The sequence below is a fragment of the Pseudoalteromonas sp. XI10 genome (assembly GCF_001469895.1).
In the GTDB taxonomy this organism is placed as follows: domain Bacteria; phylum Pseudomonadota; class Gammaproteobacteria; order Enterobacterales; family Alteromonadaceae; genus Pseudoalteromonas.
The window spans coordinates 167,282-180,854 of the sequence record NZ_LOPY01000047.1; the positions used below are offsets into that span (position 1 = coordinate 167,282).

The following is a 13,573-nucleotide window of genomic DNA, read 5'->3' on the forward strand; positions in this document are numbered from 1 at the left end:
CAGCTAATTAAATTAGAGCATGGTTTGTGTAACTGTACAAAAAATAATTAAAAATCTTTGCAAGCAAGCACTGAAATGTTAGTTATATAGAGGCTTAAGCAAAGGATACTATTATGCAAATCTCAAGTTCACTTATCCCCCATTGGTCATCATTAATGATCCATGGTGCCATTGCCATCGTTTTTGGCTTATGTGGTTGGTTTGCCCCAGAAGCCTCATTAGCGATTCTGATGTTTATTTTCGCCGCTTACTTTTTTGTCGATGGTGCCATTAGAACTTGGTTAGCTATTGTTTCAAAAAATGAAAATCCACTTTGGTGGATGCTATTAGTTGGTGGTTTAATTTCAATTGCTGCTGCACTTGTAACCCTGTTTGCTCCCAACGTAACGGCTATCTTAATGCTGTACTTTATTGCCGCATGGGCCATTGCTATCGGAGTGATTGAAATATTGATTGCGAGTAAGCTACGCAAAGAGATCAGTAATGAATGGCTGTTAATTGGTAGCGGTATTATTTCGATTATCTTTGGTGGTTATCTGATATTTAACCCTGGCGCGGGCATAATCACCCTACTTTGGCTAGTTGCAACCTATGCCATCGTATTTGGCATAATGATGGTGTTGCTTGCTATGAAGCTAAAAAAACTCAATGAACAAGCATAAAAAAAGCGGCTAAGCCGCTTTTTTTATTTTTGGTTATTACGCCTTGTTAAAGCAATCTCACCATCGATATGAATATCGCGCTGCGGGAATGCAATGGTAATGTTGTTTTCAGCAAATACTTTATAAATGCTAAAACGCAGCTCACTGCGCACTTGGCGAAGCGGTGCTTCTGATTCAGCACATACCCAGAAAATAGCGCTAAAAGTTAAAGAGCTATCAGCAAAGTCATCAAATAACACGGATGATGCTGGTGTTTTTAAAATGGCTGGGTGATCATCAAGAATTTGCTTCATCAGCTTCTCTACAAGCACCACGTCTGAACCATAAGCAACGCCAACATTCACAAATGAACGGGCATTACGGTCAATTAAGGTCCAGTTAGTTACTGTGTTTTCTAATAACTGGCTATTTGGTACCAGCATATGCACACCATCGTTACGGCGGATACGAGTTGAGCGAGTATTAATTGTCTCAACGACTCCTTTAGCTGTGCCCACTTCTAAAAAGTCACCAATACGAATTGGTCGCTCCCACATTAAAATCCAACCACTAATAAAGTTATTGATAATATTTTGCGCACCAAAACCAACACCAATTGCAATGGCACCAGAAACAAATGCAAACGCCGTTAGAGGAATGTTGAGTACCTCTAGCGAGGTAAACACAAGTACTGCGATGGTCACAACAAGGTAAATACGGGTAAATAAGTGAACCGCGTCAGGGCCTAGGTTTTTTGCCAGTAATGCTTTTTTAATTAATCGACCAATCCAGGTAACCACAAACCACATCAAAAACAGCACCAAAGGCACTTGAATTACTTTTAGTACAGTAATTTGCACATCATTATAGGTGAACAATACAAACGATAATGCAGATTGCAGATCAGCAAGGGTCATAAATTAACATTCCTAGTAAAAATCAGTTTGGTTCAGTTGTGACTAAGTTTAGCACGGCATAATAGGTGAAAACTTGGTAAATACTAAGTTCTTTATGCGCAATATGCGCTAATTATTAACTATTTTAGACTACAGCTGCTATATACATAGAGAGAGCTTGAGGTTTCACAGGCTTTGAATAGCACGAGGAGAACACAATGTCACAAATGACACTCACACAAAAACTTGCCACTTTACAACCTTTGGTTGATCTAAACTTATTTGAATCAAGTTTGGAGTACCGTAACCGCATCTTAAACTTACTTGCTGAGCAAGAACACTCACTGAATTTAATTAACAAAGAGTTTGGCAACGCTATGCCTGAAAGCTTTGGCTCAGAGAAAAAGTTTGTGTTGGGTTACAACTAATCTATGGTGACTTATTACCATCAAGATTTAAACTGGCAGCTAGTGCCACTTTTTACTTAAGTGAGCCATTAATACACAATTGATGGCTTTTTACACACATTTATCCTCTCAATCACATTATTTGCGTTCAAATTCCCTAACCAAACGACAAACTTGATTGTTTCTAGCCAAAAATTTGATAAGTTAGAAAAGATTTATCCACATTTTTGGAGCTCTCATGCGTAAGACCTTAGTAGCAACTACGATTGCTAGTGTGCTTTTATTATCTGCTTGTAGTTCACAACAAGCCGACACTCAAACTCAAGTTGAAACTGCCGCTGAAACACAAACAGCTAATGTTGAAAACGTTCTTTTCAAGCCAAGCCCTTTACAATACATGGCTCCTGAGTTTGATAAAATTTCGACCAAAGACTACGAGCCAGCGTTTGAAGCAGGCATCGCACAGCAAAAAGCTGAAATTGCAAAGATTGCAAACAACCCAGAACCAGCAACATTTGAAAATACCCTTGTTGCAATGGAGTACTCTGGTGAGCTATTAGACCGCACGTCTGCGGCATTTTTTAACTTATCAGGTTTAATCTCTGACAGTGAGTACCAACGTATCGCCGCTAAAATGGCGCCGATTATGTCAGCTCACACTGATGACATTTACTTAAACAAAGCTTTATTTGCTCGCGTACAAAGCATTTACGACAACAAAGCGTCTTTAAATGCTGAAGATCAACGTCTTGTTGATTACTACTACAAAAAGTTCGTTAACGCGGGTGCAAAACTAACTGAAGCTGAAAAAGCAAAAATGCGTGAAATCAACGCAGAGCTTGCCAAGCTTTCAACTGAGTTTTCACAAAATATCTTAAAATCATTTAAAGAAGATGTGATTTTAGTTAAAGATAAAAGCGAGTTAGCGGGTTTATCTGAAGGTGAAATTGCAAGCCTTGCAGCTGCTGCCAAAAAAGCAGGTAAAGAAGGTTACATGATCACATTGGTGAACACGACTCGCCAACCTATCTTACAAAGCCTTGAAAACCGCAAGCTTCGTGAAAAGATTTGGACAACTTCTTCAACGCGTGCACAAGCAACAAACAGCCCTATCATCATCAAAGAAACTAAGCTACGTGCAGAAAAAGCGGCATTACTTGGTTATAAAGATTGGGCTTCGTATGTAATGACTAATCGTATGGCGCAAACAACTGAAAATGTTTACGGCATCCTTGATGACTTAGCACCGAAAGCGGTTGCTAAAGCAGAAGCTGAAGCAGAGCAAATCCAACAAGTAATTAAAAAGTCAGGTGAAACGTTTGCGCTTCAACCTTGGGACTGGGCGTTTTACGCTGAAAAAGTTCGCCAAGAGAAGTACGACTTAGACCCAGCTTTAGTTAAGCCTTACTTTGAAATGCAGTCAGTGATCCACGACGGTTTATTCTTTGCGATGAATAAGCTTTACGGCATTACCTTTAAAGAGCGTAAAGACTTACCGGTTTATCACGAAGACGTCATGGTGTTTGAAGTATTTAACGAAGACGGTAGCGCTATCGGTCTATTCTACATGGACCCTTACGCACGTGAAGGTAAACGTGGTGGTGCATGGATGAGTGCTTATGTTAGCCAAAGCGGCCTTAAAAACACTATGCCTGTGATCTACAACGCACAGAACATTCCTAAGCCAGCTGAAGGTCAACCTACACTTATGACTTTCTCTGAAGTAACGACTATGTTCCATGAGTTTGGTCACGCTGCACACGGTTTATTCTCTGATGTTAAATACCCAAGCTTAGCGGGTACGGCAACAGCTCGTGACTTCGTTGAATTCCCTTCACAAGCACACGAAGACTGGAATATTGAACCAACAGTACTTGCAAACTATGCCAAGCACTACAAAACAGGTGAACCAATTCCAAAAGCGCTTTTAAACAAAGTACTTGAATCACAAAAATTCAACCAAGGCTTTGATACAACTGAGTATTTAGCTGCGGCACTACTTGATATGGAATGGCACTCATTTGGTGTTGATGCTGACATTACAGACGTTCAAAAGTTTGAACATGATGCATTAGACAAGCACGGTATTGCTTACTACCCAGTACCACCACGCTATAAGTCTTGTTACTTTAGCCACACCTTTGCCGGTGGTTACTCAGCGGGTTATTACGCTTACCTTTGGACTGAAGTATTCGCAGCAGATGCGTTTGCACACATGACCGAAGAAGGTGGTTTAACACGTGAAAACGGTGATAATTTCCGTAAAGAGATTTTATCTAAAGGTAACAGCCGCGACTTAATGCAAAGCTACATTGAGTTCCGTGGTCAAAAACCAACAACAGACGCACTATTAAAGCGTCGTGGTTTAGTTGAATAATCTAAAATTATTCGCAAAATGATGAAAGCCCGCAATTAATGCGGGCTTTTTGTTATAGTGCAATTTTTAAAATTACAAATTAATCAAACATGACCTACTTATTTGCTGTAACCCTGCTTTGGGCCTTTTCGTTTAGTCTTATTGGTGTTTATTTAGCAGGCCAAGTGGATGCATGGTTTAGTGTGTTAATGCGCATTGGCTTGGCAACTTGCGTGTTTTTGCCCTTTTTACACTGGCGTAAAACCCCTAAAGCCTTAGCGCTAAAGCTCATGGCAATAGGCGCAGTACAGCTTGGTGTGATGTACAGCTTCTATTACCATTCCTTTTTGTACCTTAGCGTGCCCGAGGTACTGCTATTTACGGTAATGACGCCACTTTACATCACTTTGTTAAACGATTTGCTTGAAAAGCGTTTTAATGCCAAGTTTTTATTCGCCGCAATGCTAGCTATTTTAGGTGCCGTTGCTATTCGCTATGAAGGCGTCGATGAAAACTATCTCATTGGTATGCTAATGGTTCAGGCTGCTAATATTTGCTTTGCTACCGGTCAAGTAACTTACAAACGTCTAATGCAATATGAGCAACTCCCCCACTCTCGGGTGTTTGCTTGGTTCTTCATTGGCGCTTTAATTGTCGCACTAATTTGTTACGGCTTATTTGGTGATACCAGTAAGCTACCCACCACAACGACACAATGGGGCGTGTTAATTTACTTAGGCACGATTGCTTCAGGGCTTGGTTATTTCGCGTGGAATAAGGGCGCAACTATTGTCAATGTAGGTGCCTTGGCTGTAATGAATAACCTACTGATCCCAGCAGGGATCATCGTTAACATTGTGATTTGGAATCGTGATGCCGATATCATCAAGCTTGCCATCGGCGCAGCGATTATCTTATTAGCACTTATTATAAATCAGAAACTTAATAAAACTGCCACGGAGTCATGATAGGCTAAACTCTATTCGATTAGAGGGATGCTGTTATGCGCGCACTGGTTTTATGTTGTTTAGTTTTCGTTATTCAAGGCTGTAAGAATCTGCCTGTGGATCAGGCAGTGCAAGTGGGTGCTAGACCTTACTATTTAATCGACAAGATGACAGATGGGCCGTTAAAGCAGCAACTTGCTGAATGCGGTAATGGCCCTTTTTACAAAACTGATTTTGTAATTGGTCATCGCGGTGCCCCCATGCAGTTTCCTGAGCACAGCAAAGAGTCATATTTAGCCGCTGCAAGAATGGGCGCTGGCGTACTTGAATGTGACGTCGCCTTTACTAAAGACAAACAACTCGTGTGTCGCCATTCACAGTGCGATTTACACACCACTACCAACATTTTAGCGATTCCTGAGCTCGCTGCAAAATGCAGCCAACCTTTTACTCCGGCCAAAGACGGCCAACCAGCTCAAGCTAAATGCTGCACCAGCGATATCACCCAAACTGAGTTTTTAACCTTAAAAGCTAAAATGGATGGTGCCAATGCAAATGCCAAAACGGTCGCAGAGTATATGCAAGGCACACCAAGCTGGCGCACTGATTTATACGCAAACAGTGGCACTGTTATGACCCACCAGCAAAGCATTGAGTTATTCAAATCTCTAGGTGTAAAAATGACACCCGAGCTAAAAAGTCCAGAAGTCAGCATGCCATTTAACGGTTTTAGTCAGCAAGATTATGCGCAAAAAATGCTTGATGAGTATCGAGCTTTAGGTGTGAATAGCCAAGATGTTTATCCGCAATCATTTAATCTTGAAGATGTGAAGTATTGGCTAAACAATCACCCTGAATTTGCAAGCAACAGTATTTATCTTGATGGCCGAGATGAGCAAGCAGACTTTGATGCTATGGATGAAACAACTTGGCAGCCTTCAATGCAGGCTCTATATAACGATGGAGTACGCATTATCGCACCGCCAATGTGGATGCTTTTGAGCCTTGATGAGTCAGGTGCAATCGTGCCTTCCCTTTATGCTATTAAAGCTAAACAAGCCGGTCTGAACATCATTACTTGGAGTTTAGAGCGCTCTGGTCCATTAAATAATGGCGGTGGTTATTATTACCAGTCGATTGCCCGTGTAATTAAACAAGATGGGCAAATGATGAAAGTGATAGACGTCCTTGCTAAGCAAGTGGGTGTGATGGCTATTTTCTCTGACTGGCCTGCTACTCTTACCTATTACGCAAGCTGTATGCAGTATCCTGCCTCAGAGAGTTAACTGAGCATCAATAAATTTCAAGGGCTTTTACTCGTCCAAAAGGTGGGGCTGAGGTATTATTAGCTAAACCGTTTTTTACAAGGATAAACATGATTATTCAGCACCATAGCCACGACATAGCGACCAACACAGGTGTAATGCGCACCAGTATTTATCGTCCTGTAGAAGAAGGTAAATACCCGTGTATTATCTTCTATTCTGAGATTTTCCAAGAAACAGCACCAATTGCACGCTCTGCGGCAATACTTGCTGGTCATGGTTTTGTCGTGTTAGTGCCAGAAGTTTTTCATGAGTTAAATCCTATTGGGACAGTACTTGCCTATGACGATGCTGGTAAAGACAAAGGCAATGCCGACAAATGGGCAAAACCGCTTGAGAGCCATGACTCAGATACTGACGCCTTAATTGCATTTGCACGTCAGCAAGATTACTGCACAGGAAAAGTAGGTGCGATGGGCGTATGTATTGGTGGTCACCTTGCATACCGTGCTGCATTAAACCCAAGTATCAAAGCCGCTTTTTGTTTATACGCAACAGATATACACAGCGATACTTTACCAGCACAAGCGGGTAACAACTCATTTGAGCGCATGGCAGATATTAAAGGTGAGATCCACTTTGTTTGGGGTAAACAAGACCCACATGTACCAAAAGAAGGCCGTCTTAAAATTTACCAACAAGCGGTGGCAACAGGCATTAATTACCAGTGGCAAGAAGTGAACGCCCAACATGCGTTTATGCGCGACGAAGGCGACCGATACGACCCAGCTCTTGCCATCAGCATGTATCAACAAGCAGTCGCTTTATTTAATCGCACACTTGTTTAAATCGTCATAGTGGCTACTTGATTAGTAAAATAATCCTTCAAGTAATCAAGTAAAACCCGCAGCTTTTTACTTCCCGCCGCCCCTGGCGGGAATACGCCATAAAGTTCAATATCAGCAGTTTTGTAATCATCTAAGATTGTGCGTAACAATCCTGCTTTGATCCTTGGCAATGCATCATAAACTGGGATTTTCGCTAAGCCATGCCCGGCTTCTACAAAGGCAGTTCGTGCAGCAGCGTTATTGGTACTTATGCCACCACTAACTGCCACCTCAAAGCGGCGTTTATCTTTTTCGAGCGTGACAACAGCACTACTTGGTTGATACACCACCCATGTATGCTCCGCTAAATCGGCGATGCTCTTTGGTATAGGGTATTTTGTAAAGTAATCGACTGAGCCACATAAGCAAGTAGCCATACTTGCAAGTTTAGTGGCTTGTAAGTTTGAGCTTTCAAGGGCCACGCCTCTAATCGCTAAGTCGTAGCCTTCTTTGATGATATCAACCACATCATCACTAAGCTGTAAATCAATATCAATTTTCGGATACAAACGCTTAAACTGAGCCAGTGCCGGTACCACAAGTTGCAAGCCTACATTCACCGGGCAACTCAATTTAATAACCCCAACCGGTTCACTCTTTAAGTTTTCAAGGTGTAAGTTAGCAGCCTCAGCGTGCTCGGTGATAGCCTGACAACGTTCATAATACGCCATACCTGCTTCGGTGAGGGTCATGGTGCGTGTTGAGCGATTAAGCAAGGTAAGCTTTAGTTGCTGTTCTAATTTCTTTAAGTGATAGCTAACAACAGCCCTTGATAAACCAAGTTGCTGAGCTGCTTTAGTTAAGCTGCCTTGCTGCACAATGTGGGCAAACACCACCATACTTTTTAGCTGCTCAAACGATACTTTCATAAAAACTCCTAATCTAACCTGAATGATTGTATCAATTATTAAACCAATGAAGTCAAATTTATCTGCGTTGTTTAACTCTATTTTCACCCCTATAGTGTTATCAACGATGCTTAATACACAAAAAGGGATTCACTATGTCAGCTAAGAAAATTTTAATGGTACTCACTTCACACGATGAACTTGGCGATACCGGCCATAAAACAGGCTTTTGGGTTGAAGAATTTGCAGCGCCCTATTACGCATTTATTGATGCTGGTGTAGAGGTAACTTTAGCCTCTGTTAAAGGTGGCCAACCTCCGGTTGATCCAAACAGTGCAGCTCCTGATGCAGCAACCGATGCCACAAAACGTTTTGAGCAAGACAGTGCGGCAAAAACTTTAATGGCTAACACTAAACCTCTGGCTGAAGTTAAAGCCGATGATTTTGATGCGGTATTTTACCCTGGTGGCCATGGTCCGTTATGGGACTTAGTTGATAACCAAGATTCAATTAGCTTGATTGAGCAATTTCTTAATTCAGAGAAGCCAGTGGGTGCAGTATGTCACGCCAGTGCAGTATTACTGAATGCGAAAAATGCAGCTGGTAAATCTGTGGTATTTGATAAAAAAGTAACCGGCTTTAGTAATTCAGAAGAAGATGCCGTACAGCTTACCAATGTTGTGCCATTACTTGTTGAAGATGAGTTAATCAAACAAGGTGGTCAGTATCAAAAAACCGATGATTGGGGCGAGCTTGCGATTGAAGATGGCCTACTAATCACAGGGCAAAACCCTGCAAGCTCAGAGCTTGCTGCGAAAAAACTATTAACCAAATTAGGTTAAAATAGGTCAACATGCCCTAGGCCTTTAGTAAACACCTTGCATATCAAGGTGTTTACCTTCACTTTTAATAAGTTATACTCATTCGGTCACATTGATTTAAGAGCTTCTCATCATGACTGAAAAAAAAGCTGTCAGAATTCCTCCTATCAGTAGTAAGCGATTCGCAATTTTAGGCATTATGCTAGTGTGCTTGGTACTGCAAATAATTAATACCCTACCCGGCATAAACTTAAACGGTTTAGGTATTTTGCCAAGACAAATGTCTGGTTTATCGGGGGTGTTTTTTGCGCCATTTTTACATGGTGGCTGGGCGCACCTTTTCAGTAACCTAGTGCCATTTGCTATTCTCGGCTGGCTAGTTTGCCAATTTAGCGTAAAGCGCTTTTGGCTGGTGTTTGCAGGCACTGCGCTCATTGGTGGATTACTAGTATGGCTATTTGGCCGCAGCAATATTCATGTAGGGCTAAGTGGTGTTATCTACGGTTTATGGGGCTATTTAATTAGCTATGGCATTATGCACCGCTCATTCAAAGCCATTTTAATCAGTATTGCGGTTGTTGTGCTATACAGCGGCCTGATTTGGGGGGTCTTCCCGCAGCGCATTCATATTTCATTCGAAAGTCATTTATTCGGCGCAATTAGCGGCGCATTCATTGGCTATATTATGGCAAAGCGTGATAAACAAAAGAGCCCTAAGCTTTAAACTGACAGCTGAAAGCTGAAAGCTGAAAGCTATAAGCTTCTAGTCTCTTAACTTCATTGTCACCATCACAACGCCATGGTCGGTACTTTGATCGTCATAGGCAAACTGTGGGTTGATTAAGTGCTGATCATAGGTGTGATAATCAACGACCTCAAAAAAGCTGCCCTGAAACCCGGCATCAAACTCACGGGATAACAAAATATAATCAAATACTGAGCTGCTACTGCCAAAATAGTGGGTGGCTTCTCTGTCGTTCTCGGTGACAACATGGCGCTGATAGAGTTGCCAACTATCTTGTAGTTTGAACTCTGAACGAGATGGGCTATTTTGCCTATGACCGCTAAAACGAAGGTGGTCAGCGATTAAATGGTTGAGCACACCATCGTGTAACTCATTATTAAAGTCCCCCATCACAATCACAGGGTTATTGGTGTGCGCTCTGCGCTTAATGATTTCAACGAGTAACAGCGCTGCTTCACTGCCACGCTGCATACTTGATGCCCAGCGCCCAAGGGCTTGCGATTTTAACTGCATAACTAAGTTTTGCTGTTCGCTGTGGCTTTCATCATCTTGGTGATGGAGCATGCTGCGCTTTGATTTAAAGTGCACTACATAGCAATCGACGTGTCCTAAGTGAGGTACTTCAAGTGTCGCGCGAATAATACTGCGGCTAAAGTTAAAATTATCCCTCAAGCCCATCGCTAAAATATCATCTTGATCTGCCTCAACCTGACTGACAGCAACAACTTTATAGCGTGAGGCAATGGCCACAACCGGATCGCGATAAATAAAGTCATCAATCACCGTTGGCTCATCAACCAATGCAAAATAAGGGTAACCCTCTGCGTTAACTTGTTGTTTTAGTTCATTGATACTGAACACTTCTTGAAAGCCAATAATATCTGGCTGCTGATTTTTAAGGTAATCGGCCAACCAGCGCTGCTTTTTGGCCCACTGCTCAGCGCTATAAATGCGCTGAAAATCATAAAATGCGTCAGGTGGCGCTAAATAATTATATAAATTAAACGTTGCCACCTTTAGTTGACTGTTTTCTATCACTTAATTCCTTATTCGTGTAACCACTCAGTGGCAATAATTGGGTCTTCAAAGTATTTCACTTCGCCACTGATAAACCAGTTACCCACTTTGCTTGCCACTTGTTGCCAGTTTTTGTTACCAAGCACTGCTATACGGCAAAACTCTTTGTTATGTTTAAGGCCTAACTTAAAATCATCCCACGCCGCTTGTAACTCCCAGCCTTCTAACTCAGTAATATCAACATAGGCTCTTATTTTTGCACTCGGAACTGCTGCTACAGCATTATCTATAAGAGGAGTGAGAGTTTTATAATCCTCGTGGGTAAGCTTTCCGACTACTTTAATTGTGAGATAAAAAGTCGTGCCAGTTCGCTCAAGGCCAATGGCTAAACCATGCTTTTTCATGTCATCCTCCTTGTTATTCATAATTAATAACTGTACTTCCCTTGCTCTATCTGATCAACTAGGATGGTAATCTCGTAATGACATTCATTAAAGCACAATTTAGGAGTTTCAATGAGTAATACCGACAGTTATACGCCACCTAAAGTGTGGCAATGGGATGCAGAAAACGGTGGTGAATGGGCGAAGACGAATCGTCCGGTCTCAGGTGCAACCCACGAGCAAGACTTGCCCGTTGGTAAACATAACCTACAACTCTACTCGCTTGCGACACCAAACGGCCAAAAAGTCACTATCATGCTCGAAGAGCTATTAGAGCTTGGTATTGATGAAGCCGACTACGATGCATTTTTAATTAAAATTGGCGATGGTGACCAATTCTCTTCAGGGTTTGTAAGTGTTAACCCTAATTCAAAAATCCCAGCCTTAATGGATCACAGTACAACGCCCGTTACTCGCGTGTTTGAGTCAGGTGCAATTTTACAATACCTGGCAGAAAAGTTTGATGCGCTGATCCCAAGCGATCACGCCAGTAAATCAGAATGTCGTAATTGGCTATTTTGGCAAATGGGCTCGGCCCCATACTTAGGCGGAGGCTTCGGTCACTTTTATAGTTATGCCCCTTTCAAAATGCAGTACCCAATTGATCGCTTCACTATGGAAGTAAAACGCCAGTTAGACGTATTAAACCGCCATTTAAGCGACCATGACTACATGGCTGGTAGCGAATATTCAATTGCCGATATCGCTATTTGGCCTTGGTATGGCAGCTTGGTACTTGGCAATTTATATGATGCGGCAGAGTTTTTAGATGTTGAGTCATATAGTCATGTGATGCGCTGGGCAAAACAAATTGAGCGCCGCCCTGCTGTAAAACGAGGTCGCAGAGTAAACAAAACATGGGGTGATGAAGCTGAGCAGTTAGCAGAGCGCCACTCTAAGGAAGATTTTTAAGGGCTTAAATGCCCTTTTTCATAAAAATAAAAAGTATGCAAAAGCTCAGTAAAGAAGATATCTACCAACGCCTCAGTAACACCGAGGATGCTCGTGCCTGCAAAGCAATTGATGAAGCTGCTTGTAAAGTAGTGCCCGGCAATTTTCTTACCTTATTAGTAAGCCAACTATTTAGTAAGTTTGCCGATGCCCTGTTAAACCCTAAAGTGACCCTGCCTTGGCTTTTACAGAGCATTAATGTACCAAGTAGTTTTATTGCTTGGCTTGTGCCTATTCGTGAGTCAGGCTCAATGTTGCCACAACTAGCCATCGCCAGTGCTATTCGTAGGCTGCCTGTTAGAAAGTGGGTTTGGGTGATTGGCGCCATAGTGCAAGCCTTGTGTATTGTTGGCATGCTTATATGTGCTTTAACACTCCAAGGTGCAACGGCAGGTTTTGCTATCATCGCTATTTTGATTATCTTTAGCCTTGCTCGTGGCTTTAATTCCATTGCTGCAAAAGATGTATTAGGCAAGGTCATACCTAAACAACAACGAGGCAGCATTAGCGGCCTTGCTGCTAGTTTTGCCGGATTTGCAACGCTCACTTTTGGTCTTGGTTTATGGTATCTACAAAGCCTTGGCTATGAAAATGGGGTGTATGTAGCTTTAATGCTGGCCGCTTTAATGTGGCTGTTTGCAGCGCTCAGTTATAGCCGCATTCAAGAATACAAGGGCGCAACCGAGGGCGCTGAAAACGGCTTTTTACATGCTTTATCAAAATTAAAACTGCTTTACCAGGATAAGCAATTTGCTCACTTTATTATCACTCGTGCGTTGTTGCTATGTTCTGCTTTGAGCGCCCCGTTTTATATCGTTCTTGCTAGTGAACAGGCTTTCGACTTTTCACTACTTGCTACATTTATGGCCCTTTCGGGGCTTGCCAGCTTAGTCTCTGCGCCAATTTGGGGGCGATTAAGTGATTTATCGAGCCGCAAAGTATTAGTATTCGCAGCAATGCTAGTCACCCTCAACGGGTTTGCCGTTTATTTAGTTGCTTACCTGAGCCCACAAACACTCAATGAATTTTGGCTATTACCGCTATGTTATTTTTTACTCACCGTAGCTCATCAAGGGGTTCGGCTTGGTCGTAAAACCTACCTTGTTGATATGGCTGAAGGAAACAAGCGCACAGACTATGTCTCTGTTAGTAATACGGTGATCGGAGTTATATTATTACTGCTAGGTAGCGTCGGCTTACTAAATACCTACTTAACGACTGCTGAGTTAATTTTTTTCTACAGTATCTTAGGCTTACTTGGTGCAATTAGTGCGTGGTTTTTACCCGATGCCTAGACCCTACAGTAAAAAAAGCGCATAATCGCGCTGATTTTATTTCCAAAAAGGACT

The 13,573-nt window shown here is 42.1% G+C and carries 14 protein-coding genes; 10 read left to right on the forward strand and 4 right to left on the reverse strand.

Translation table 11 applies throughout. The annotated features are described in order from the left end of the window. Positions 1-113 precede the first annotated feature (113 nt). Positions 114-662 carry an HdeD family acid-resistance protein gene (locus AUR67_RS12520; RefSeq protein WP_058585509.1) on the forward strand — a complete coding sequence of 183 codons (549 nt, stop codon included), beginning with the start codon at positions 114-116 and terminating at the stop codon, positions 660-662. Positions 663-685: 23 nt separating this feature from the next. On the opposite strand, the gene AUR67_RS12525 is transcribed toward AUR67_RS12520, so the two are convergent. Next, entirely contained in the window at positions 686-1,558 is an 873-nt protein-coding gene (locus AUR67_RS12525) for a mechanosensitive ion channel family protein (RefSeq protein WP_058585510.1), read from the reverse strand. A 197-nt stretch (positions 1,559-1,755) separates the two neighbouring features. Here AUR67_RS12525 and AUR67_RS12530 point away from each other — a divergent pair, with 197 nt between their 5' ends. The 5 genes from AUR67_RS12530 (at position 1,756) to AUR67_RS12550 (ending at position 7,360) form a co-directional block, all read left to right on the forward strand. Beyond that, positions 1,756-1,965 carry a hypothetical protein gene (locus tag AUR67_RS12530; protein ID WP_054561957.1) on the forward strand — a complete coding sequence of 70 codons (210 nt, stop codon included), beginning with the start codon at positions 1,756-1,758 and terminating at the stop codon, positions 1,963-1,965. 217 nt (positions 1,966-2,182) lie between these two features. After that, on the forward strand, positions 2,183-4,321 hold the full coding sequence (locus AUR67_RS12535) for a M3 family metallopeptidase (RefSeq protein ID WP_058585511.1): 2,139 nt from the start codon (positions 2,183-2,185) through the stop codon (positions 4,319-4,321). Positions 4,322-4,410: 89 nt separating this feature from the next. Next, positions 4,411-5,268: a carboxylate/amino acid/amine transporter gene (locus tag AUR67_RS12540; RefSeq protein WP_058585512.1), complete on the forward strand. Its 858-nt coding sequence runs from the start codon at positions 4,411-4,413 to the stop codon at positions 5,266-5,268. Positions 5,269-5,303: 35 nt separating this feature from the next. After that, positions 5,304-6,533, forward strand: a complete 1,230-nt coding sequence (locus tag AUR67_RS12545) for a glycerophosphodiester phosphodiesterase family protein (RefSeq protein ID WP_058585513.1) — start codon at positions 5,304-5,306, stop codon at positions 6,531-6,533. 89 nt (positions 6,534-6,622) lie between these two features. After that, positions 6,623-7,360, forward strand: coding sequence for a dienelactone hydrolase family protein (locus AUR67_RS12550; protein ID WP_058585514.1), 738 nt, complete (start codon positions 6,623-6,625; stop codon positions 7,358-7,360). Here the strand turns inward: AUR67_RS12550 and AUR67_RS12555 are convergent. Continuing rightward, positions 7,357-8,268, reverse strand: coding sequence for a LysR family transcriptional regulator (locus AUR67_RS12555; protein ID WP_058585515.1), 912 nt, complete (start codon positions 8,266-8,268; stop codon positions 7,357-7,359). The two genes, AUR67_RS12550 and AUR67_RS12555, sit on opposite strands and share 4 nt — an antisense overlap. A 134-nt stretch (positions 8,269-8,402) precedes the next feature. Between AUR67_RS12555 and AUR67_RS12560 the strand changes: the two genes are divergently transcribed. Both AUR67_RS12560 and AUR67_RS12565 read left to right on the forward strand, forming a co-directional pair. Further along, positions 8,403-9,089 (forward strand): type 1 glutamine amidotransferase domain-containing protein, encoded by a 687-nt coding sequence (locus AUR67_RS12560; RefSeq protein WP_058585516.1) that lies wholly within the window; start codon positions 8,403-8,405, stop codon positions 9,087-9,089. Between the two features lie 112 nt (positions 9,090-9,201). Continuing rightward, entirely contained in the window at positions 9,202-9,792 is a 591-nt protein-coding gene (locus AUR67_RS12565) for a rhomboid family intramembrane serine protease (RefSeq protein ID WP_058585517.1), read from the forward strand. A gap of 39 nt (positions 9,793-9,831) precedes the next feature. Here the strand turns inward: AUR67_RS12565 and AUR67_RS12570 are convergent, their stop codons facing one another. Together AUR67_RS12570 and AUR67_RS12575 are read right to left on the reverse strand one after the other, a co-directional pair. Continuing rightward, positions 9,832-10,851, reverse strand: coding sequence for an endonuclease/exonuclease/phosphatase family protein (locus tag AUR67_RS12570; RefSeq protein WP_058585518.1), 1,020 nt, complete (start codon positions 10,849-10,851; stop codon positions 9,832-9,834). Positions 10,852-10,859: 8 nt separating this feature from the next. Then, the gene (locus AUR67_RS12575) at positions 10,860-11,234 is read right to left on the reverse strand and encodes an STAS/SEC14 domain-containing protein (protein ID WP_058585519.1); all 375 of its coding nucleotides are present in this window, start codon (positions 11,232-11,234) and stop codon (positions 10,860-10,862) included. 111 nt (positions 11,235-11,345) lie between these two features. Here AUR67_RS12575 and yghU point away from each other — a divergent pair, with 111 nt between their 5' ends. Together yghU and AUR67_RS12585 are read left to right on the forward strand one after the other, a co-directional pair. Then, positions 11,346-12,185, forward strand: coding sequence for a glutathione-dependent disulfide-bond oxidoreductase (yghU, locus tag AUR67_RS12580; RefSeq protein ID WP_058585520.1), 840 nt, complete (start codon positions 11,346-11,348; stop codon positions 12,183-12,185). A gap of 35 nt (positions 12,186-12,220) precedes the next feature. Continuing rightward, positions 12,221-13,519 carry an MFS transporter gene (locus tag AUR67_RS12585; RefSeq protein WP_055021473.1) on the forward strand — a complete coding sequence of 433 codons (1,299 nt, stop codon included), beginning with the start codon at positions 12,221-12,223 and terminating at the stop codon, positions 13,517-13,519. Positions 13,520-13,573 lie beyond the last annotated feature (54 nt).

Bases quoted from the DNA above. Each gene is read 5' to 3' on its own strand.
- yghU (WP_058585520.1), top strand. From the start codon at position 11,346: ATGAGTAATACCGACAGTTATACGCCACCTAAAGTGTGGCAATGGGAT.
- AUR67_RS12550 (WP_058585514.1), top strand. From the start codon at position 6,623: ATGATTATTCAGCACCATAGCCACGACATAGCGACCAACACAGGTGTA.
- AUR67_RS12565 (WP_058585517.1), top strand. From the start codon at position 9,202: ATGACTGAAAAAAAAGCTGTCAGAATTCCTCCTATCAGTAGTAAGCGA.
- AUR67_RS12530 (WP_054561957.1), top strand. From the start codon at position 1,756: ATGTCACAAATGACACTCACACAAAAACTTGCCACTTTACAACCTTTG.
- AUR67_RS12555 (WP_058585515.1), bottom strand. From the start codon at position 8,268: ATGAAAGTATCGTTTGAGCAGCTAAAAAGTATGGTGGTGTTTGCCCAC.
- AUR67_RS12560 (WP_058585516.1), top strand. From the start codon at position 8,403: ATGTCAGCTAAGAAAATTTTAATGGTACTCACTTCACACGATGAACTT.
- AUR67_RS12585 (WP_055021473.1), top strand. From the start codon at position 12,221: ATGCAAAAGCTCAGTAAAGAAGATATCTACCAACGCCTCAGTAACACC.
- AUR67_RS12545 (WP_058585513.1), top strand. From the start codon at position 5,304: ATGCGCGCACTGGTTTTATGTTGTTTAGTTTTCGTTATTCAAGGCTGT.
- AUR67_RS12575 (WP_058585519.1), bottom strand. From the start codon at position 11,234: ATGAAAAAGCATGGTTTAGCCATTGGCCTTGAGCGAACTGGCACGACT.
- AUR67_RS12540 (WP_058585512.1), top strand. From the start codon at position 4,411: ATGACCTACTTATTTGCTGTAACCCTGCTTTGGGCCTTTTCGTTTAGT.
- AUR67_RS12535 (WP_058585511.1), top strand. From the start codon at position 2,183: ATGCGTAAGACCTTAGTAGCAACTACGATTGCTAGTGTGCTTTTATTA.
- AUR67_RS12520 (WP_058585509.1), top strand. From the start codon at position 114: ATGCAAATCTCAAGTTCACTTATCCCCCATTGGTCATCATTAATGATC.
- AUR67_RS12525 (WP_058585510.1), bottom strand. From the start codon at position 1,558: ATGACCCTTGCTGATCTGCAATCTGCATTATCGTTTGTATTGTTCACC.